Origin of the sequence: Candidatus Clostridium helianthi, from assembly GCF_045310795.1 — a bacterium.
Classification (GTDB): Bacteria; Bacillota; Clostridia; order Clostridiales; family Clostridiaceae; genus Clostridium; species Clostridium helianthi.
The window spans coordinates 137,815-161,060 of the sequence record NZ_JBJIAB010000003.1; the positions used below are offsets into that span (position 1 = coordinate 137,815).

Below are 23,246 nucleotides of genomic sequence, written 5' to 3' on the forward strand. Positions count from 1 at the left end.
AACAATTACTTTTACACAAATATTTTCCCTCAACACCTAGTCTTATATATAGAATAAATTTTCATAAATTATACTCTTGTATTTAATTCACTCAATACTCTTTTATGTTCTTTTTCATCTAAGTTATAGAAGAATATTGCAACAAGTTCAATGATTACAAATATTACTGGAATTGCAGTCATTGTGATTAAAATACCATGTAATGCTGTAGCAGTTTGAGCATGATTTGCAACGTAACCGAATTTCGCTAAAATTAATCCTGGAACAATTCCTCCAATTGCCATACCAAACTTAAAGAAAAATCCAACTAACGCGTAAATAACACCACTTGCACGTTTGCCTGTCTTATATTGTCCATAATCAATAGTTTCAGGAATTAGCGCCCATGTGAAGGCACCTGCAGTAATAGTTCCTAATGCTGCGATTAGTCGTCCTGCAAATACAAGTGGAACCATTGTTGCAGGAATAACAAATAAAGCTATTAACCCAATTGTTTTTAAAGATAAAGCAGTAAATAGTAATTTTTTCTTTCCCATCCATTTATACATTGATGGCATTAACGGCATAAGTATTAATGCTGGGAGAGTTCCCATTAGACCATACCATTTTACTAAATCTGGCCTTGCAACATTATAAGTGACGTAATAAATTCCAACAGAATTAACGATTGAGTTAACGCCAAAATTAAGAATGAAAAAAAGACATATAATAACTAGTGGACGATTTGACTTTAATTGAATAAAAATATCTTTAACATTAATTTTTGCATCTTCGGAATGATCAATTCGGACACGCTCTTGAGTATTCAAGAAGCAATATATTAGTAGAAGTGCACCTAAAATCCCCATTATTGACATGGTAATTTGCCATCCTGTGCTTGTTTTTCCAGTCATATTTGTAAATATTCCAGCTAAAAGAGGTACACCAAAAGAAACAATTAATCCCCCGGTATTTGAAAATAACATTCTAATAGATGTCAAGCTAACAACTTCCTTGTTATCTTGAGTGATCGCTGAAGTAAGTGCTGCATAAGGAATGTTAACTACTGAATAAGTTACTGATAATAGTATATAAGTAACATAAGCATATACTAATTTTATAGGATCTGAAAATGCTGGAGTGGTAAAACAAAGGATAGCTACTCCTGCAAAGGGAAAAGCACCATATAAGATATATGGACGAAACCTTCCGTATTTTGTATTCGTTTTATCCACTACTGTCCCAATTAGTGGATCCATTACAGCATCAAACAGTCTTACTATCAGAAACATGAATCCAGCTGCTGCAGCGGAAATTCCAAAAACGTCTGTATAGAAGAATAGTAAATAACTACTTACTGTTTGATAAATAAAGTTACAAGCTAAATCTCCTGTGGCATAACCCACCTTTTCTTTCATAGTAATTTTTTCAGAAATCTTAGATGTTACTTGACTGATATTCATTTAAAATCCATCCTCCATTTTTAATTTATAAGATTTTTGTTCATACACTTTTATAAAATTTTGTATTCTCTAAATAGCTATCCTCCTTATAATTTAGTATTTATATAGTCGGTTGCGGAATTCCGCAACCTTTGACTAGTTCAATATTTTGAAAATCATATATTTATAACTCATTTTGATAAAAACACAAAATAAATCGTTTACCTTTATCTGTTTAGTAAGTGATTCATATTTTAATAAAGCTATATTAGATTCTCTTTATACATAAAATAATGAAAATCAGCCGATTTATTATTTCCGCTAACATCCTGACAGTGCATCCCTACAAATGCTCCTGTAAAGCACGCGCCTCCACCTACATAGTCATCTGATAATTTTTTAGATTCAAAACTTATAGGTATCTCCTTCCATTCCACCCCATCAAATGAATAAAAGAACTTATATTCTTCAACTCTAACTTCTACTTTAAAGTGTACATATTCAACATTTTCTGGCACTGGAATCATATTTTGAGCTAACGGTTGTGAAAATTCAAAGTTATCGCAAGAAACAATATCAATTACTCTTCCTTTTTCTTCATTCCAAGTTACATCAATTGTTGTCCAATTTTCTGTATTGTAATAACATACAAGCCCAGCCGATTGCTGAAAAGTATCTGGATTGAATGACACACTTGTTGCCGCATCAAAGCTAAAAGATTGCCACCTTCTAGCAACTAAAGCCTGTGTAAATTTAGATATTAATGATTCTTTTCCGTATAATCTCATATTTCCTGGCTTTTCTGTTAAGGACATTATATCTTCAGTCAATGGAATACGTAGTGATTGAAAATTAATGTTCAATTTATCATTGTCAAAATGATCTAATTCCTTAAAGCTAGGTTCCCATTTTACTTCTTTCATATTAGGAGCATCAATTTCTATTGAACCTTCTTTTCCGCCTACTACATATGGCCACCCATCAATCCACTCAAGCTTTTGAATAGCTGTCTCTCTTCCAAGTGGACAATACCCTCTTGGTGCTGTATGTGGAAGTGGTTTTCCTGTTTCTTTATCATATCCTCTCACTTCAGTGCCAGGAACTTCATCTGATGGAAGTGGCCTTCCGGTTAAATGAACTAAATACCATTCATCAGTATGAGTGTGTACAATAGATGCATGCCCACATTTTTGTAATTCATTTCTAGGCTTGTCCCATGCGGTAAGAATAGGATTATCCGGATGTACTTCATAAGGTCCTTCTATATTTTTAGAACGTGCTATTGTTGCAGCATGCTCATATTTAGTTCCCCCTTCAGCCGTTAAAAGATAGTAATAATCACCAATCTGATATAAGTGAGGCCCTTCTGTTAATTTAAGATCTGTACCCTTAAAAATTAGTTTAGATTCTCCAATTAATTTTTCTTCTTCTGGGGAATATTCTTGCATTACAATACCTGCAAATCTATGATTGTATACCCTATTATCAAACAGCATATTCAATAAATACTTTTTCCCATTTTTATCATAGAATAAAGAAGGATCAAAACCTGAACCGTTTAACTTAACTGGTTCACTCCAATCTCCATCGATAGTTTCACAAGTAACCAAATAATTGTAGCAATCTTTCCAAATTCCTTTTGTAACTTTTACATCTGTATAGATTAGCCAAAATTTATTGTCACTATAGCTTAAACAAGGAGCCCATATACCGCCCGAATCAGCATTTCCTTTCATATCAAGTTGTGAGATTCTATTTAGAGGACGAGCGACTAAATTCCAATTAATTAAATCTTTAGAATGATAAATTTGTACTCCAGGAAACCATTCAAAAGTGGATACTGCAATATAATAGTCCTCGCCTACCCTACAAATACTTGGGTCTGGATTAAATCCTCTTAATATTGGATTTTTAATTTTCATTATTAACTTCTCTCCTTTAACTAATTAAATATTTATTTATATTTTTTATCTAAATCATAAAAATTAATAAGCTCCTGATATAATTCCATTTGTCATAGGTGTTCCTACCTGTAAATAGACTTTGATTTTTAACTTTCCCCTATGAAGTTCAGATATTTTATGCTAAATTAATCTATTATCAACAATCGTTTACAAAATACTTATTATTGTATAATTACTCTAAATAAGCACCCTTCATTGCTGATACAGCTCCCCTTGTATAACGTCCAAATATCCCTTTTCTTGGTTCTGTTTTAGGAATACTCCAATTTGCTTTTCTTTCTTCTAATATTTTATCTATCTCTTCCAATTGATATAATTTTCCCTTGACTCCCACGATATTTAACTTTCGTCCCTTTATATCAAGTTCAATTAAATCCCCATCTTTCACTAACGCAATTGGCCCTCCTGTTGCCGCCTCAGGCGATATATGTCCAACACATGGTCCTCTTGTAGCTCCTGAAAATCGCCCATCCGTTAATAAAACTGTTGATCCATTTAATCTGCTATCACATACTATAGCCTCTGTTGTCATAAGCATCTCTGGCATTCCAGATCCCCTTGGACCCTCATATCGTATAATCAAGACTTCTCCTGGATTAATCTTGTCTTCAATTACAGCATTATGACAATCTTCTTCACAATCGAATACTCTTGCAGCTCCCACATGATACATCATATTTTCTGATACTGCTGCATATTTTATAACGGCACCCTCTGGAGCTAAATTTCCTTTCAAAACTGCAATAGATCCCATTTCCTTTGTTGTCTCAACTGGTTTTATTAATTGCTCACGATTCAATCCATAATTATGAAGATATCCTTCTATTCTGTCAAAGAAACCATCATTTTTTATATCCTCAAGATTTTCTTTTAGGGTCTTACCTGTTACTGTTAGTACATCTAAATTTAAATAATCCTTTAACAACCACTGCACCATAGGAATACCACCAGCAAACCAAAAGGCTTCAGTTGGATACTCTCCACTAGGATATATGTTTCCTATATGTGGAATCTTATGATTGATCTCATCGAATAGTTCTGGCTTTAATTCTATGTCGAGCTCATGAGCTATAGCTGGAAGGTGCAACATTGCATTAGTTGATCCACCTATAGCTGCATGGACAACAATTGCATTATAAAATGCTTCTGGCGTAAGTATATCCTTTGTAGTAATATTAGCTTTAACTAAATTCATAATTTGCTTACCAGCTTTTCTAGCCATAGCTGTTATATCTCGCATTGTTGCAGGTGCAAGTGCACTTCCTGGTAAAGCTAAACCCAATGCTTCAGCCATACACTGCATAGTGCTTGCAGTTCCAAGAAATTGGCAGGCTCCTACAGACGGACAGCCAGTCAACTTAAAATCACGAACTTCTTGAGCAGTTATAGCATCTTTTTTCTTTTCTCTTAATGAAATATCTCCAGCTTTAATGGATGTAGACATATATGGTGCGGGTCTCATACTACCCCCTGGAACAAATATAGCTGGCATATCCATACGTGCGGCTGCTTTAAGGTGAGCTGGAATTGATTTATCGCATGAAGAAATTAAGACCATTCCATCCCATGAAACAAATGATCCATGGATTTCCACCATATCTGCAATAACCTCCCTTGAAGCTAATACAAAATTCATTCCATTGTGCCCTTGAGCACACCCATCACAAACATCAGTAACGTGAAATTGTCCTGGACGCCCTCCTTTTTCATACACACCAATACTTACTTGATGTGTTAATCCCATAAGATGAGAACTTCCTGGATGGCTATCCCCAAATACATCATCAATAAGTATTTGAGGTTTTTTTATGTCTTCCTCATCCCAATCCATTCCCATTTGAAGTGAATCAAATTGTGACCAAAGCTTACGCTCTGGAATACTTTTTGGTATTATAGAATTCTCTAACATTAGAAATCTCCTTTCAAAAATTAATTACTTTAAATATTTAGTATAATCTAGACATAATCATCTATTTATTTCTCAATAATTTCTTTTATTTTCTTTTTTATATCATCATTTATTTTAATATTATAATTTCTGATAGATGTATTCATATCTAACTTTAAAGATATATTAACTGCTTCTTTTAGTCCCACTATAAATGGATTTGTCAAATCATATAATTCAGTCAATCTATTTATTTTATCTTGGAGTATAAATAATTTTTCAAAGTCTTTATCTAAAACGGCTTTATACGTATCTATAAATAATTTCGCATTTACATTGGTTAATCCACCTATAATGCCGTCTCCTCCAGATAATAAATTAGGTATTAAGTATTCATCAAACCCAGAAATTACGCAGAAATCTTTACGAACTTTCTTAACTTTTTGGACGAACCTTCTAATATTGCTAATAGAATCTGTAGTATCTTTAATTCCAACAATATTATTAAATTCATTTGCTAATCTTAACACTAATTCATATGATACGTTTACAGATGTCCTAGCAGGAAAATTATAAATTATAATTGGTAATTCTGTATTCTTAGCTATTATTGAGTAATATTCGTATATATAATTTTCATCTAAACCAAAAAAATATGGAGTTATAATTAAAGCAGCATCTGCTTTTACATCACTTGCACATTTATTTAATTCAATAACTTCTTCTATATTGTTATCTCCAGTCCCAACTATTAATTTTGTTCTTCCATTTATAACTTTAGATACAAACTTAATATAATCTTTTTTTTCTTCTAAAGAAGAAAAATTAAAAAATTCTCCAATTGATCCTAATATGACAATTCCATTTACTTCGTCTTTTATTAATTTCTCAATCAAAATCTCTAAACTTTTCTTATCAATCTTCCCTTCTTCATTGAAAATAGTCACTATTGGTGTATAAATTCCTTTAAACATAAAGCCTCCTTGCGTTTCATATTTGAAACACCATTCTATATATTGATTATTTTTTTGAGATGATTGCTAAAATCATCTCAAAAATTAAAATAAACTTTCTTTTTTATATCCTAATTTTTTTGAAATATCCAGTGCAACTTTAGTTATAAGTTCTGCACACACTCCAATACGCTCATCATTAATTTTCATCTTTAACGTAGAAATGGATACTGCTGCTATTGCTTGACCCATCCTATTATATATAGGCACAGCTACACAAAATAGTCCTTCCTCATTTTCCTCATCAGAAATAGAGTATCCTCTTTCTCTAATTAAATCTAAATTTTCCATTAAGCATTCTTTATTAGTTATTGTACTTTTAGTTTTAGGAATAAATGTAATCTGTTCAAAGTAATTATTTAATTGCACACTATTATAAGTTGCTAAAATAGCCTTACCTAAACTTGTTGAATACATTGATGTTCTAGATCCCAAATTACCAGTTGTTCTTAAAGTACCTTTTGACTCATGCTTATCTAAATATACAAGTTCATTATCATTTACTACTGCTAAAAATACTGTTTCTCCAATATCATTAGACAACTTTTCCAAAAAAGTACTAGATATCTTAGTTAATTCCATCTTATTTAAATATAAGCTTCCAAGTTCAAAGACTCCTACCCCTAATTCATAACTCTTCAGTTTCATGTTTTCTATTGATAGAAACTTTTCACTTACCAATGCATTAACTATATTAAATACACTGGTCTTAGGTATATTAAGATATTTACTTATTTCAGCAATTGTTACAGGTTCATCACTTTGCCCAACAAACCTTAAAATTTCTATTCCTCTTAGAATTGCAGTGTTCAAAAAACTCACCCCACTGTTCCATATATAAAACGCCATTCCATTTATCGTATTCATTATATATTGTGCTATTCTTTCTGTCAATCTCATAATTGAATAAAATTAATATATTATCCATTAATTCTTTTCTAATACATTCTCTACTTTGAAATCTAAATATTCTTATTTCACTGCTTTAAACATACATGTTTTAGTTGTTATTGATATATCTCCATTTTTCTTAATATATTCTTCTAAATATTTCGTAAATTCTTTTTTCTTTTCACCAACAAGTATTGAACTTCCTTGAATAGTTGAAGCTTTATATGATACTACTGGTTCAGCCTTATCTACTATTATTTTACCATCTAAAATTTCAACATCTACTTTATGAAAATATTTTTCAAGAATTCCTCTTCCGTGCTCTAGGTCAAATCTTTCTGAATACCCATTGTTATCTAACCCAGAATTAGGCGCAAAATTTTCTGAAAGTCTATTTAATTCCTTCATAGAATTACAAGAATTAGCTGTCACATAAAATACACCATTAGACTTTAGTACTCTTTGTATCTCAGCTAAAGCCTTTTCTATATCTGGAACAAAGTAAATCATATGTTGAGCGATGATTATATCAAAAGTTTCATCATTATAAGGTATTTCTTCAGCATTAATTTCTTCATAATTAAAATCATGATATACATCTTTTAATCTATTTCTTGCGATTCTAATCATACTTCTAGAAAAATCGGATATTGTAATATTTAAAGTATTCTCTATATAATCTTTATTCTTAAACCAAAGCTTTCCTGTTCCACATCCAAGTTCCAATACATTTGCGTTTGGTGAGAAACTTATCTGATTAAAACACCATTTGTCAAAATCTATTTTATTTACATTATAGCTATGAAGATTACTTCTAATATTTAAGTTCTTATCTGTTTTATATTGTTCCCTAACCCTACTTTCCATATTAGTTACTTTTATGATATCAATCAGATTACTCGCATCTAGAAAACCATTTTTCTTTGCCGTATTTTGTGCTTTATTAAAAACATCAATTACGGCCTCAATATGTTTCTTCTTTTCTTCCAAAGCTTTCTTTTGAATGCTTATCATATTCTCTAGGTTTTCTCCACTTTCATGTAATATATGACTTATTTCATTTAGCGACAACCCAATGAATTTTAAGGTTGTAATCTGCTGAAGCTTTAATAAGTCTTCTTCACAGTAAATTCTATATCCAGAATCAGTTTTTTCACTAGGCTTAAGTAATCCAATTTTGTCATAATGAAGTAATGTTTTCACTGTTACTCCTGATTTTTTAGCAAATTCACCAATTTTCAATTCATTTCCCTCCATAACATTATTCTAATCCATTACCTTAGGATATAGTCAACCCTAATTTTAAAGAGATACTATCTTTCATAACCTTTCCTATAAATTTTAATTAATATTATTAACTGTTTTATATGTTATGCCCTTATCTTTTCCCATATAATTCCGATAAAATAATTGAAGGAGGAAAAGTTGACAATGAGCAGTATAACTATAAATTCAAATCGAAACAACTTATTCAGAAATCTTAATATTAATTCAACCAATGACAAAAATAAAAATGTTGTTAATGGTAATTCTAGTATTGCTAATAAACAAGATACAAAAGAAAGCGGTTTGATGCAAAATCTTCTAAAGCAAAAACAAGAACTTAAAGAAGAAAAACAAGCATTGATGGCTAAAGAAATGGATGCAAAAGAGAAAAAAGCTAAAATGGATGAATTAAATCAAAAAATAAAAGATGTTGATTCTCAGATTCAACAACTAAAGATTCAAGAAAAGCAAGAAGAACTTCAAAAGAAACAAGATGAAATTTCAAAGAAAAAAGCTAAAGAAGAAACGTCTAACAAAGATGATAATAAAACCAAAGGCGACGTAATAATTTCTGCTAGCTTAGGTGAACTTATTAAGATTAGTGGCTCACAAAAAACTATACATTTATTAAAGGATAGTAAAAACAGGCAAAAAGTAGAAGCTGAATATATACAACCAAATAATATCGAAAACAGCTACGATAACAATCGTTTATCGCAAATAGGCGCAAGCATAGCCAATATAAACATGACCATTTCTAAAAAGATTGGAGACATAAATAAAAGTGCTGAACGCATTCAAGCTAAAACAGAATTAGCTCTTAAACAAATCAAAGATAAAGATGACAATAAGTTAAATGAAGAAACAAAAGACATAGATAACAATACTAATAAATTAGATAAAAGTTCAAAAGATAAAACTAATAGTAAATTGGATACAGAACCTAATAATAATCCATATAATAAAACTACCGAGACTATAGCTTAACTTCTAAAAAACATATTAAGATATTGCATCAGATTCAAAAAAATATAAGACAGCCCGCCTCATTGTATGGGCTGTTTTATATTCATAAAAATAATTATAATAATTCTTTTACTACTTTTATAACTTCTTTTGCTATATATTCAGCATCTTCTAACGATAATGTAGTATACACTGGAAGTGTAATTTCATTTTCATATTGTGCATAAGCATTTGGATAATCTTTAATATCATACCCAAGGTTTTTATATAGAGTTAACATAGGAAGCGGTTTGTAATGAACGTTTGTTGCTATTCCTATATCTGCTAACTTTTGAATAGCTTCGTTTCTCTTTTTCTCATTAAATCCTTTAACTCTATAAAGATATAAGTGATATGATGTCTCAGTTCCATTTTCATCTTTTGTAAATGGAATTATTGAAAATTCTTCTTTTAATAAAATATCACTGTATATCTTAAATATTTGTCTTCTCTTTTCCAACATTTTCTCGTATCTTTTTAATTGAACTAAACCTATGGCTGCCCCTATATCTGTCAAATTACACTTAAGTCCATCATTTATAATGTCATATTCCCATGCACCCGCTTTTAGCTTACTTAGAGCATCCTTTGATTGTCCATGCATGGCAGTAAATCTCATATATTTGAGTAAATCCTCATGATCACCAAAGTGATTGTCATTAAATGTAACGGCTCCACCTTCTCCTGTGGTTAGATTTTTAACTGCATGAAACGAGAATGAGTGAAAATCACATTGAGATCCAACTGGTTTACCTTTGTATTTAGCACCAAAAGAGTGTGCTGAATCGCAAAGTATTATAATATCTTCTCTGTTTTTATCCTTCAAAACTTTCTTTAAAGCATCATAATCAAACGGTACTCCTGCAATATCCACTGGCATAATTACTCTTGTTTTATCTGTAATCTTATCAGCAATTTTATCTATATCCATTTCAAAAGTATCTTTTTTAACATCAACATATATAGGTTTAATCCCTCTATGAATACCAACGCTTGAAGTAGCAGTATATGTATATGGAGTGGAAATAATTTCATCCCCCTCTTTTATATCAAATACTTTAAGCACTAGTTCCATTGCAGCAGTCGCACTATTTAATGCTAATGCTTTATTAACATTTAGATAATTTTGTATTCCTTCCTCAAATTCTGCAAGTTTTGGTCCAGAAGTAATCCAACCTGATCTTAATACATTACCTACTGCTTCTATTTCTTCTTCAGTTATATCTGGTGGTGAAAATGGTATCTTTTTCATACAATTCATCCTCTCTAATTTAAGCACAAAATTTTAATATATATGTTGCAATCCATAATGCACATTTCACAATTTACAATTACGGCTAAAATTCTTTCAATATTTTTATAATTATGATGAAGAATTATTTTGTAACATATATATAATAGACTCTCTAAAAGTAATTTATAGGAAATAACTTTTATATTAGACTCTCTTTTATATTATTATAAACTCCACCCTTAGGTAAGAGTCAAGTTAAAAATATTTATCTTAGAATAATAAATAAACCACCATTTTCAGCTAGTCTATTTATAAACTAGTTTTTTCTAAAAATAGGTGGTTGTTTAATTAAGAAGCCTTTCTATATGCAATAATAACTTTTAACTATTTATTATCTCTGTTTTTTATGAAACTACCTAATTATAATTCAACAATTACTGGTAATATCATTGGCTTTCTCTTCATCTTTGTATAAACAAAATTATCAACTTCTCTTCTTATTCCATTCTTTATTTCTGCCCATTGAGTTATATTTCTATCTAGGCATTTTTCTACAACGTTAGTAACTATGTTTCTAACTTCGTCTATTAATTCCTCAGAGTTTCTTACATATACGAAACCTCTTGATACTATATCTGGACCAGATATTATGATTTTATTTCTTATGTCTATAGCTATAACTACTGTAATTATACCATTTTCTGCCAGATTTTTCCTATCTCTAAGAACCATACTTCCTATATCACCAACACCCATACCATCTACAAGAACTCTTCCAAATGGCACTTTTCCTGATACCTTTCCAGCAGCTCTAGTTAATTCAAAAACATCACCATTTTCTAAAATAAATGTCCTAGATTTGTCTACTCCCATACTTTCTGCTATTTTAGCATGAGTAATTAAATGCTTATACTCACCATGAACTGGTATAAAAAATTTAGGTTTTAATAAAGCTTGAATTAGCCTTAATTCTTGTTCACAAGCATGCCCTGAAACATGTATATCTTCTATTGATTTATATATTACATTGGCACCCTTCTTTATTAGATCATTTATTAAATTAGATACCGCCTTCTCATTACCAGGTATAGGACTTGCAGATATAATAACCATATCGCCTTCTATTATTTGTATATGCCTATGTGTTGATGCAGCTATTCTCGACAATCCTGCCATGGACTCTCCCTGACTTCCAGTTGTAACAATGGTTAGCTTATCATCTGGGTAATTCTTTATTTCATCTAGACTTATTATCATATCTTCTGGTATAAATAAATATCCAAGTTCCATAGCAACTTCAGATATATTTTCCATGCTTCTACCACTAAAAGCTATTTTTCTGTTATATTTTATTGAACAATCACTAATTTGTTGTAATCTATGAACATTTGATGCAAATGTAGATACTATAATTCTACCAGTAGCCCTACTGAAAAGATTTTCTAGTGTTTCTCCAACTGTTTTTTCAGACATAGTATAGCCTTTATGAAGGGCGTTAGTGCTATCTGCCATTAAGAGAAGTACACCTTTCTTGCCCAACTGAGCATACCTTTGTAAGTCCATAACCTTCCCATCTATTGGCGTAAAATCCACTTTAAAATCACCACTATGAACAATAACTCCTATTGGGGTATGCAACGCAATAGAACAGCTATCAGGTATACTGTGGTTATTCCTTATATATTCAATTTTTATTTGCTCTAAATATATTCAATTTTTATTTGCTCTAATTTCACTAGTTCCCCCGGTTCAACAACATTTAATGTACAATCACTAAGCATAGTATGCTCTTTTAATTTACCTTCTATTAGTCCAAGCGTTAACCTAGTACCATATATAGGAACATTAATTTGTTTTAGCACATATGGTAATCCTCCAATGTGATCCTCATGCCCATGTGTAATAAAGATACCTTTAACTTTATCCTTATTTTTAATTAAATATGCTACATCTGGAATTACTATATCAATTCCATATAAATCTTCATCTGGGAATGCTAATCCACAATCTATAACTATTATTTCATTATCGTATTCAAAAGCAGTCATATTTTTTCCTATTTCACCAAGTCCACCTAATGGGATTATCTTCAGTGGAATTTGTTTAGATTTTGTTTTTTTATTAATTTTAGTTTCACTAATTCCAATTTCATTATTCTCCATATCATCACACCTCAAAAGTTTTTATTCTATGCTTTAATTATTTGCAATTAACTTTAAATATATAAGTGAACTTTAAAATTTATTTTAACCTAAAAAGTAGCATTATAATTTCAAAATTATAATGCTACTTTTTATAGTTATATTCGTCTTTAAATATCATCAAATTATTTCAATATTAAGCCCATAAATTATATCAATATATTGAATATGCATGGAATAATATCTTAATATTTTTACTGAAAATACATTGCTTTTAATTTATCAGCTATTTCATTTTCACAACTTGATATTTGTCTGATTCCATATCCAAGAAGCAATGGTGAGCTGCTGAATCTTGGCATGACCTTACATAAAATTTTATTTTTTATATGATAGAAAAATATATTAAAACTATCGCACTTCACGAAATAATTATTTAATAGGTAATGAACTACCTTTCTAAGATTATATGCCAACTCATTTAACGCATATAAATCATCACTTATAATTATATTAAATTCAGTAAATCCATTAAATGGTTTATGTGATAGATTAACTAAACAATTATCACTTTTATGAATTTCTATTCCTTCAAAATAATCATCTTTTATATTTAATTTATAATCAATATCATCAAGACCTACTATCTGCATATGAGGATGTTTTAGGCTTCCACCAGAATTGGGGCCATGGTTTTTATAAAATATTACTGATTTATATTCTCCGCTTGCCTCTATTCTTAACCAATGTTTAACACTAAATCTTATTAAATCCTCCATATACTCTGCAGAATACTGTCCCATATCAGTATTACAATTATACGTTTCTATAATAACTAATTGATAAGTATCTTTTATAGTCGGATACTTATTTTTTAGTAATACAAATGGCCCGTCTTCATCAATAACATCTGTAAGTGTTTCTCTATTACAAAACGGACATTCCTTTATATTTATTTTTTTAAATTCATTTGGTTTATCCTTATTAATTTCATTTAAAAATACTAAATACTTATCGTTTCCCATTTATATCACCAAAAACCTTCCATCAAAATCATTTTTTAATTAATACATGTGCACACTTTGAAGGAACAGTTATACTATTACCCTCTATAGCGTAAATTTCATCTACTCCAGCTCTTTCCTTATTAACAAGGACGCTCCATCCACATTCTTTTAAATCTATAAATGCTTCCTCATCATTTGGATTAAATATTACAACTATAGTATTACACAAATTTTTCTCACTATTATCTTCAATCTTATATGCAACAACATTTTCTTTGTAGAAATCCTCTCCATACTCTAAAAATGTTAAATTCCTTCTAATTTCTTCGCTTAAATTCATTCTGAACGCTTTATATTTTTTTCTTAATTTAATCAGACCTTTATAGTAATTTACAATTTCTTTATATTCAAAAACTCTATCCCACTCTAAATTATTTACGCTATCAGGAGCATTATAACTATCATGACTAAAGCTTCCATCGTCATTTTTCTTAGTCCTTAAAAATTCTTCTCCCGCTTGAAAGAAAGGTATACCTTGAGACGTTAAAACTATAGCCGCTGCTAACTTGTTCATATTCTTACGTTTTTCTAGCGAAGATTCACTGTTAGTTAAATATAGTTTATCCCATAATGTATAATTATCATGAGCTGAAATGTAATTTATACATTGATAAGGCTCATTTGCCCATGCAAAGCGTGAGTATATGATTTTATCATAGTTAATACCTTGTTTACCAATAGCTCCTACAATACAGAATTTAATACTTTCTTCAAGCCCTGTTCTACCATTTACATATCCTTTTTCATTTATATTAAACACATGACCTTTAACAGAATCTCTAGTATCATCACTGAATGCTGCAATCTGCATTTTATCAAATTTTACTATATTTTGCTTTACTGATGACTCTTCACTACTTAATGGAGTCCATCCTCCAGTCCAACCTTCACCATACATAAGTATAGATTCATCAATCTTATCCAACTCAGCTCTAATTTGTCTCATAGTTTCAATATCATGTAAGCCCATTAAATCGAATCTAAATCCATCTATATGATATTCCTTAGCCCAATAAATTACTGAATCAACAATAAGTTTTCTTACCATATATCGTTCTGAAGCTAATTCATTGCCACAACCCGATCCATTTGAGAAATTTCCACTTTGATCCTGTCTATAATAATATCCTGGTACTGCCAGATTAAGATTAGATTCATGACTTTTATAGGTATGATTATAAACCATATCCATAACAACTCGAAGTCCAGCTTCATGAATGCTTTTAACCATTTCCTTAAATTCTCTAATTCTCTTTTCTCCGCTAAAAGGATTTGTTGAATACGATCCTTCTGGAGCAAAATAATTTTTTGGATCATATCCCCAATTATATTGTGGCATATCTGGTTTACTTTCGTCAACAGTTTCATAATCAAATGCTGGAAGTAAATGAACATGAGTTATTCCCAATTCCATCAAATAATCTATTCCTGTCTTTGTATATTTTCCTGGAATTGTAGTCCCATGCTCACAAAACGCGGTATACTTTCCTTTTTTGCTTGAGCTTATTCCTGAATTCTCATTTATTGAAAAATCTCTTACATGAACCTCGTATATTACAGCTGACGTTGCAGAGTTTAGCTCTGGTTTTCTATCTTTATCAAAATCTATCGGATCTGTTTTTTTAAGATCTATTACCATTCCCCTGTTTCCATTAACCCCAAGGGATTTTGCATATGGATCTACAACTTCTCTTTCATTTCCACTATTAATTATTAAGTAATTGTAAAATTCACCTTCAAGATCTCTTTTGACCTCTATGTTCCAAGTTCCTTGTACTCCTCGATTCATGTCTAATATTTCTTCTGGTGCATTTGTATAATTCTTTTCATCCTTTCCAAACAACGCCAATCGAACATTATTTGCATTTGGTGCCCAAACTATAAATTTTGTACTATCTTTAGAATATTCTGCACCAAGATTCCCATCATAGTTATTGTAATCATTATCTAATAAATTCATTATATTATTACCCCTTTTACTAGTTTTATTAAATGTTTTGCAGGCAAATAATATTTACCCTATCTGTATATTCTTAAATTCTAGTAGATTATCTCCATGTTACTTTCTTAATTCTGTTATTATTTTACCTGAAAATGCTGGGACCACTATGCTCGTTCCATTAGCATTAATCACTATTTTATTTTCATCTAGTAAATCAATACCTTTTTCAAAGGGTAATCTAAATTCCAGAACACTTTCTTTATCAGATAAATTTAATATTACACAAACTCTATCATTATCAGTATTTCTAGAAAATATGAATTGTTCATTCTTAACAACAACTTGTTCATAATCCCCATATTTTAAAGCTTCACTATTAATTCTAATATTACCTAACTTTTTAATTAATTCAAATAACTTATCATCTTGCTCATCTATTTTTCCAAATTCTAATTCTGGTCTTAAAGGTAAGTCTGTACCATTTCCTTTAACTCCCTTAAGACCATATTCACTCCCATAATATACACTTGGCACACCAGGCATTGTATAAAGCAATATATATGAATTATATATATATTCTGGTTTTTTTAGTGTACTTGCTAGTCTGTTAACATCATGATTATCAACGAAGTTATATAGACATAAATTTTTATAAATTCCACCTGGGCCAAATAATCTATTTAATGAATATGCAATTTCAAAATAGTTCTTATCATTATGACTTGAATAAATTCCCTTATAGCATTCATAATTTGTCACAGAATCTAGACTTTCTGTATTTGCCCATCTGTTATAATCTCCATGAATAACTTCACCCATTAGCCAAAAATCCTTTTTCTTTCCTTCTACGAATCTCTTTAAAACTTTAAAAAACTCAAAATCAATGCTATCAGCTGCGTCTAATCTTAACCCATCTATATCAAATTCATCTATCCATGTACTTACAGCCTGTAGCAAATGATTTATAACTTCTTCATTTTTCAAATTAAGTTTGACTAAATCATAGCAGCCATTCCAGCTTTGATAATTAAATTCATCCCCCATTGGACTTTTGCTATTGAAATTTAAATCTGCAAACCAGCTACAATACTTAGAATTTACTCCGTTTATCTGAACATCTTTAAATGCCCAAAACTCTCTTCCCACATGATTAAATACCCCATCTAAGATTATTCTTATATCATTTTTGTGTAACTGCTCACATACTTCTTTAAAATCCTCATTAGTTCCAAGTCTTTCATCAACTTTGTAGTAATCCTTGGTGTCATAACCATGATAACTCGACTGAAAAATTGGTGAAAAATAAACAGCATTAATTCTCATTTCCTTTAAATGAGGTATCCATTTTTCAATTTTATTTAACCTATTTTTTTTGTCATATATTTTACCTGGTTCTAAAACACCACAAAATCCAAGTGTATAGAATTGATAAAATATACTTTCTCTAATCCATAAATTCATAATCTCATCCCCTTTAGTTTATATACATTATACCACTTTGACGCCATTTTTTTACATCACCTGTTTATAAATTAATAAACCTGATTTTTAGGAGTCCCTATATTTATATCCTTCCTAATTATATAAAAACTCTCCATATTTAGAAATACATATTGGAAGTTTATATATTTTATTTCTATAATAAGAAAATTTATATAAATATTATTATTATTTTTATCACATACTACATATTGAAATTAAATATCTACGGAGGTATAAAAATGAATACAAAAGCTATAAAATACATAACAACTTTCTTATTGGCAATAAATTGCCTAACATTTCTTCCTAAACCAACAGTTGCAAGTGCAGCTTCTTATTCACTTGGCGGCTTAAAGATTTCAACTTACTATGCTCATAAAGATAAATCTAATGGTTTTAATGTGTTTGGAGAGGAAAATTACAAATATCTTTCTGCTAAACAAAAAAAAGAATTACTTGAATTAAAGAAATGTAAAGATAAAGGTCAGGATCTTTCAGAAGAGCAACAGAAAACTTTACATTCACTTATAGATTCTATCATCAAAGGAAAACTTGGAGATAAGGACTATACAGATTTTAAAAGTTTAGTTGAAAAAAAACGTTCTAATGAGAATTTAACCGATGAAGAAAATGCACGATTAAAAGATTATACAGATATTATTAACGGTAACAAACTTTCAACGAAAGATATACTTAGTCAATTTCTAAGATAATGTATATCTTATGCTTATAAAAGAACAAACTCTAATTGATAGAATTTGTTCTTTTAACGTTTATTATTATTAGATGCTATTTTCGTAGAATGACAACACCCTATAAAAAAAAGAAAAAGCTATTTCATCTCTTTCAAAATACGATTCATGCTTAGAGCCTTTCATACGAACCACCTTACAATCTTTAGCATAATGCGCAAATATATTCTGTGCTTTGGGAATAACATGTGTATCATATTCAGCTTGAAATAATAGTATTGGTACCATTATTTTTGAGATATTCTTCCTTCTAATTAATTCTTTAGTTGCTTTTAAACTTTCGATATACCATAAAGCTGATGATCCACCAATATGATAATTATCATTCTTTTTAATCTTTTCCAAAAGATATTGATATCGCTCCTTACAACTAGTCGATCTACTGTAAAAATCCTTCTTTTCAACATATGGCTTCTGGCCTGGAAGATATGAATTTCCTTTTCCACAAACCTTCATTGCTTTAGAAATAATATTTGCTAAAATCTTAGGTGCTTTCCCAGTATTAATTTCATGCATTGGTGAACTTAATACTGCCGCACTAAAATAATTATTGTATTTCTCTAAAAAAACAGTACCTATACATCCTCCCATAGAATGTACGAATAATAACAACTTCTTATTACTACTATCAGGAATAACAATTTCATCTATAAACTTTTTGAAATCTTCTACATAATAATCAAAGTTTTCAACGTTAATCTGATAATTATCCATCCCGAGTCTTTGTGATCTACCATGTCCCCTATGTTCAAGAATAAAAACAGAGTAATTTTCCTTTATAAAATAATAAATTAGTTCATTGTATTTTTCAGTAAATTCTCCAAATCCATGGCAAATAACTATATTAGCTTTTGGCTTCTTTACAATGAATTTTTCGTAATAAAGCTTTAAATCATTTGCTCCTAGAATATAGCCGCTTTCTAGATTCTTCTTTAGATAAGGTTCAACTATATTTACCATTTTTTCCTTATAATTATCTTGTGAAATATATATTTCAAGATACTTATCCTTAAAATTTGAGTATGAAGATGCTGTTAGCACTAAGTTATCTTCATTCATAATCTTCCCCTCCCCAACTACAAAATTTTGGAATCAAAATTTATCTTAACTATTAATATAAATCACTTCTTTTAAATCTATTATAATTTCAAGTTAAAATATAGATTAATTTATAAATTTACATACAAAAATAAGGTAACTATTTTAAATAAAATTTACTTATTAGAAATTTTTTAAAACAACTACCTTATTATATACTATTTATCACATTTTTATTTCAAATTTATTTATTTCTAGTTAACTTGTATTAATTTCTAACCATATTTTAATAATAGTACAAAATCTATAAACTTTCTATTTTACAATAATATCTCTTTAATATATAATTTTTTTTCTTTTTCTAAATCTATAAACTCTTCGCCCTTCAAAATCAAAGGCTTTTCCAAATTATTTACATTCATCTGTATTATCTTGCATTTTTCATTAGTATTTAATAATACCTCTTCACCTGTGTAATAATCTATAACATGCTCTAAAAATATCTTTACATACTCGTAATCCAGTTTTCCTAAACTTTCGTTTTTAACTATTTGCAATGCTTCAAATGGAAGCCTTTTCTTCTTATATCCTCTATCAGAATTAATTGCATCAAATACATCAGCTATGGCAATTATTTTTGCAAAAGGATGTATAGCCTCACCCTTTAACCCAAGTGGGTAACCAGATCCATCTAATCTTTCATGATGCATCAGTACCCCATAGCTCACAGCCTTGTCCAAAAATGAAAGTTCTTTTATTACCATATATCCTTTCTGAGCGTGGGTTTTTATTGTATTAAATTCATTTTGTGTTAATCCTACTTCTTTCATTAGTAATTCTCTTGCTATTTTTGTTTTTCCAAAATCATGAAGAATTGCTGAATATACTAATAAATTTAATTTTGCCTTTTCTAATCCTGTCCATTTTCCTATAAGCGCACTTAGTGCTGCTACATTTACTCCATGTCTATATATTGAATCTGTTCCACTTCCATAAAGAACTATATTCTTTATAACTAAACTACCTGGCTGTATCTCATTTTGAATTTTTCTAGAAAATTCCCTCACTTCGTTTAGAGCTTCTTCATTGTTATTGATAAGTTGTCTAAAAGTTTTTCTTAATGCTAAAGAAATTTCATTAAATTCATTTTCAATCTTTTTATATTGTGTCTCTTTCTTTAATTCTATTTCACTGCTTTTTGCAGCTGTATTTTCACAATATATCTCTACATTTCCGATAACATATAACTTTTTTATTTTTTCTATAATTTGTTGAGTTACTGAAATATCTTTTTTAAGTAGTATACTTCCATTTTGCTCTACATTTTTTGCTATTACCATTCCTTCTTTTAACTGGTTAAAGCCTATTACTTTTGTATTCTTCTCCATAATACTCACACCCATCATATAACAAATTTTATGCTTCTAAGTATAGACAGAATATATATCTATCTCCATAACCTAAAAATTAAAAATCCCCTAATTAAATATATAAGAACCATAATAATATATAAGTAAGATTATATTAGACTTATAAAACAATATTCGAGTAAAAATTTATTTATTATTTATATTATTCTATATCTTTTATATTTTGTCAAAATAAGTTTTAATTTATTTTGAATTCTAGCATTTCCATAACAAGGAGAAAATATAAACATATAATATAAGGATGAAATTTGACTTCCATCCTTACATTATGTCTCTTCTAACAAGACTCTGTTTATACAAACATTATTCTATAGGAGATGCTTTCTTATTCCCAGTCTTAGCTTTTCCTTGTATCTCTATTGGAACATCTTTAACATCATTTTTTTTGGGTTTATTTCTTGGTTCTGGTCTAATCATTCCTTCTTTTGCCATAACTACTCATATCCTTTCTAAAATAATCTCAATTTTAGTATTCTAAAAAAATTCTATAGTATACATGACATCAAATAGAAACTGTTGTTATAGTAGCATAATTTTCAAAAACTATTTTAGTTATTTTCTATCCATCTATTCCATTCTTCTGCTTTATATCCAACTGTTGCTTCCTTACCATTTCTTACTACAGGAGTATTTACAACTTTTTGATTTTTTAATAATAATTCCGCCTTAATCTCTGAACTTCGTATATTATTAAAGTTTAATTTTACGTATTCCTTTGCCTTCGTATTTATTAATTCATTAATGCTCACTGCTTTAATTATGCTATTAAATTCACCTTTGCTCATAGGTTTTTCATTTAAATCGATAAACTGAAATTTTATATTTCTTTCTTTAAAAAATCTTTCTGCTTTTTTAGTATCAAAGCATTTTTTAGTTCCAAATATTTGTATATTCATAAATTCATTTCACCTATTTTCATTTTAATTTTCTTTAAGTCGCCTTACACAATACTCCAATCTATTGCAACTATACTTTGACTTTATATTGTGTATTAACAATTTAAAATTCCCATTATAACAAAAGAAAATCCTTACTCTTAATTATACACTAATTACTAGCATATCATTATCTCTAACCTCAAGTAAGGATCTTCTCTTTCAAATTACTATTTTAACTCTTTGATATTAATTCTCTATTTTTGCTATAGTATCTAGAGCAACTTCCATCATATTTGTAAATGTCAATTGTCTTTCTTCTGCGCTTGTAACTTCTCCAGTTACAAAGTGATCACTTACTGTAAGTAAAGCTAATGCATTAACTCCAAATTTAGCTGCAATTGTATATAACGCTGCTGCTTCCATCTCTACTCCTAAGCAACCAAACTTAGCCCACTTCTTCCAATCTTCATCATCATCACCATAAAATACATCAGAGCTATATATACTACCAACTTTAGGATCAAAACCTTTCTCAACTGCTATATCGTATGCTGGTTTCAATAATTCAAAACTTGCTGTTGGTGCAAATGTTCTACCTTGAAATCTTACTAAATTAAGATTTGAATCTGTTGATGCAGACATAGCTATTATAAGATCTCTAACCTTAACTTTTTCGCTATATCCACCGCATGTTCCAACTCTTATAAGATTTTTAACCCCATAACTTTGTATCAATTCATTTGCATATATTGAAATCGAAGGTATTCCCATTCCTGTTCCCTGAACTGAAATTTTCTTACCTTTATATGTTCCTGTAAATCCATACATACCTCTAACTTCATTATAGCAAACTACATCTTCTAAAAAGTTTTCTGCTATAAACTTTGCTCTTAAAGGATCTCCTGGTAATAATACGCTTTCTGCAATAGCACCTTCAGGTGCATTAATATGAACACTCATTTTTTACCTCCATAATTTTAACCAAATCATTTCAATTAATGATCAATATATTTAAACTATTTCATAATAATAATTTATTTGCTTTCACTAACTATAGATATACTAGCACTAGCACCAATTCTGCTTGCTCCAGCATTTATCATCTCCATAGCAGCTTTAAAGTCTCTAACTCCACCTGATGCTTTCACACCTAAATCTGGTCCAACAGTCTTTCTCATTAAAGCAATATCTTCCTTAGTTGCTCCACCACTAGAAAATCCTGTTGATGTTTTAACAAAATCAGCTTTAGCTTCTTTAGCTATTTCGCAAGCTTTAACTTTTTCTTCATCAGTTAATAAACATGTTTCAATAATAACTTTAACTAACGCTTTTCCTTGAGCTGCATTTACAACTGCTTCTATATCTTCTTTAAGTAAGCTATAATTTTTATCTTTTAATGCGCCAACATTTATTACCATATCTATTTCAGTAGCTCCATTTTCAATGGCCTGATTTGTTTCAAAAGCTTTAGCTTCCTTTGTCATTGCACCTAATGGAAAACCAACAACTACACATGTCTTCACATCAGTCCCCATAAGTTCAGTACTTACTAATTTTGCATAACATCCATTTACGCAAACTGAAGCAAAATTGTATTCTTTAGCTTCCTTACATAATTTTTTTACATCCTCTACTGTTGCTTCTGGTTTTAATATTGTATGATCTATATATTTAGCTATATTCATATTTCATTACTCCTTAAATTTATTTTATAACTATATATGTTACAATTCACAATGCACATTTCACAATTACGGCTAAAATTCTTTCAATGTTTCTAGAATTATGATGTAGAATTATTCTGCAACATATATATAACTATAATTTGAATTAA

Annotated in this window: 18 protein-coding genes and 1 pseudogene; 2 read left to right on the forward strand and 17 right to left on the reverse strand. The window is 29.6% G+C overall.

The window, feature by feature from the left end; all coding sequences use genetic code 11:
- Positions 1 to 68: 68 nt before the first annotated feature.
- The 6 genes from ACJDTP_RS03700 to ACJDTP_RS03725 form a co-directional block, all read right to left on the reverse strand.
- Positions 69 to 1,442, reverse strand: a complete 1,374-nt coding sequence (locus ACJDTP_RS03700; RefSeq protein ID WP_406760536.1) for a glycoside-pentoside-hexuronide (GPH):cation symporter — start codon at positions 1,440 to 1,442, stop codon at positions 69 to 71.
- 242 nt (positions 1,443 to 1,684) lie between these two features.
- A complete protein-coding gene (locus tag ACJDTP_RS03705; protein WP_406760598.1) occupies positions 1,685 to 3,346 on the reverse strand; it encodes a glycoside hydrolase family 43 protein in 1,662 nt (553 codons plus the stop codon).
- A 211-nt stretch (positions 3,347 to 3,557) separates the two neighbouring features.
- Positions 3,558 to 5,294, reverse strand: coding sequence for a dihydroxy-acid dehydratase (gene ilvD, locus ACJDTP_RS03710; RefSeq protein ID WP_406760537.1), 1,737 nt, complete (start codon positions 5,292 to 5,294; stop codon positions 3,558 to 3,560).
- A 65-nt stretch (positions 5,295 to 5,359) separates the two neighbouring features.
- A complete protein-coding gene (locus ACJDTP_RS03715; protein WP_406760538.1) occupies positions 5,360 to 6,247 on the reverse strand; it encodes a dihydrodipicolinate synthase family protein in 888 nt (295 codons plus the stop codon).
- An 84-nt stretch (positions 6,248 to 6,331) separates the two neighbouring features.
- Complete coding sequence (locus tag ACJDTP_RS03720) at positions 6,332 to 7,099, reverse strand: IclR family transcriptional regulator (protein ID WP_406760539.1); 768 nt, start codon at positions 7,097 to 7,099, stop codon at positions 6,332 to 6,334.
- A 159-nt stretch (positions 7,100 to 7,258) separates the two neighbouring features.
- Positions 7,259 to 8,419, reverse strand: a complete 1,161-nt coding sequence (locus ACJDTP_RS03725) for a MerR family transcriptional regulator (RefSeq protein ID WP_406760540.1) — start codon at positions 8,417 to 8,419, stop codon at positions 7,259 to 7,261.
- Between the two features lie 189 nt (positions 8,420 to 8,608).
- On the opposite strand from ACJDTP_RS03725, the gene ACJDTP_RS03730 reads away from it, so the two are divergent.
- The gene (locus tag ACJDTP_RS03730; protein WP_406760541.1) at positions 8,609 to 9,430 is read left to right on the forward strand and encodes a hypothetical protein; all 822 of its coding nucleotides are present in this window, start codon (positions 8,609 to 8,611) and stop codon (positions 9,428 to 9,430) included.
- 94 nt (positions 9,431 to 9,524) lie between these two features.
- Here ACJDTP_RS03730 and ACJDTP_RS03735 read toward each other — a convergent pair whose 3' ends face one another.
- The 5 genes and pseudogenes from ACJDTP_RS03735 to ACJDTP_RS03755 all read right to left on the reverse strand — a co-directional run bounded on the left by ACJDTP_RS03735 (position 9,525) and on the right by ACJDTP_RS03755 (position 17,293).
- Positions 9,525 to 10,700, reverse strand: coding sequence for a DegT/DnrJ/EryC1/StrS family aminotransferase (locus ACJDTP_RS03735; RefSeq protein WP_406760542.1), 1,176 nt, complete (start codon positions 10,698 to 10,700; stop codon positions 9,525 to 9,527).
- A gap of 402 nt (positions 10,701 to 11,102) precedes the next feature.
- Positions 11,103 to 12,844, reverse strand: a pseudogene (locus ACJDTP_RS03740) (ribonuclease J).
- 233 nt (positions 12,845 to 13,077) lie between these two features.
- Positions 13,078 to 13,848, reverse strand: coding sequence for a DUF4931 domain-containing protein (locus ACJDTP_RS03745; protein WP_012060291.1), 771 nt, complete (start codon positions 13,846 to 13,848; stop codon positions 13,078 to 13,080).
- A gap of 28 nt (positions 13,849 to 13,876) precedes the next feature.
- The gene (gene pulA, locus ACJDTP_RS03750) at positions 13,877 to 15,850 is read right to left on the reverse strand and encodes a type I pullulanase (protein WP_406760543.1); all 1,974 of its coding nucleotides are present in this window, start codon (positions 15,848 to 15,850) and stop codon (positions 13,877 to 13,879) included.
- 99 nt (positions 15,851 to 15,949) lie between these two features.
- Entirely contained in the window at positions 15,950 to 17,293 is a 1,344-nt protein-coding gene (locus ACJDTP_RS03755) for an alpha-amylase family glycosyl hydrolase (protein WP_406760544.1), read from the reverse strand.
- 260 nt (positions 17,294 to 17,553) lie between these two features.
- On the opposite strand from ACJDTP_RS03755, the gene ACJDTP_RS03760 reads away from it, so the two are divergent.
- Positions 17,554 to 18,027 (forward strand): hypothetical protein, encoded by a 474-nt coding sequence (locus ACJDTP_RS03760; protein ID WP_406760545.1) that lies wholly within the window; start codon positions 17,554 to 17,556, stop codon positions 18,025 to 18,027.
- A 69-nt stretch (positions 18,028 to 18,096) separates the two neighbouring features.
- Here the strand turns inward: ACJDTP_RS03760 and ACJDTP_RS03765 are convergent, their stop codons facing one another.
- The 6 genes from ACJDTP_RS03765 to deoC form a co-directional block, all read right to left on the reverse strand.
- The gene (locus ACJDTP_RS03765) at positions 18,097 to 19,125 is read right to left on the reverse strand and encodes an alpha/beta fold hydrolase (protein WP_406760546.1); all 1,029 of its coding nucleotides are present in this window, start codon (positions 19,123 to 19,125) and stop codon (positions 18,097 to 18,099) included.
- A 299-nt stretch (positions 19,126 to 19,424) separates the two neighbouring features.
- A complete protein-coding gene (locus ACJDTP_RS03770) occupies positions 19,425 to 20,492 on the reverse strand; it encodes an HD-GYP domain-containing protein (protein ID WP_406760547.1) in 1,068 nt (355 codons plus the stop codon).
- A 345-nt stretch (positions 20,493 to 20,837) separates the two neighbouring features.
- The gene (locus ACJDTP_RS03775) at positions 20,838 to 20,966 is read right to left on the reverse strand and encodes a hypothetical protein (RefSeq protein ID WP_264646316.1); all 129 of its coding nucleotides are present in this window, start codon (positions 20,964 to 20,966) and stop codon (positions 20,838 to 20,840) included.
- Between the two features lie 116 nt (positions 20,967 to 21,082).
- Positions 21,083 to 21,430: an arsenate reductase family protein gene (locus ACJDTP_RS03780; protein WP_406760548.1), complete on the reverse strand. Its 348-nt coding sequence runs from the start codon at positions 21,428 to 21,430 to the stop codon at positions 21,083 to 21,085.
- 228 nt (positions 21,431 to 21,658) lie between these two features.
- Positions 21,659 to 22,372 carry a purine-nucleoside phosphorylase gene (deoD, locus tag ACJDTP_RS03785; protein ID WP_012060299.1) on the reverse strand — a complete coding sequence of 238 codons (714 nt, stop codon included), beginning with the start codon at positions 22,370 to 22,372 and terminating at the stop codon, positions 21,659 to 21,661.
- Between the two features lie 74 nt (positions 22,373 to 22,446).
- Positions 22,447 to 23,097 (reverse strand): deoxyribose-phosphate aldolase, encoded by a 651-nt coding sequence (gene deoC / locus ACJDTP_RS03790; protein ID WP_406760549.1) that lies wholly within the window; start codon positions 23,095 to 23,097, stop codon positions 22,447 to 22,449.
- Between the last annotated feature and the right edge of the window lie 149 nt (positions 23,098 to 23,246).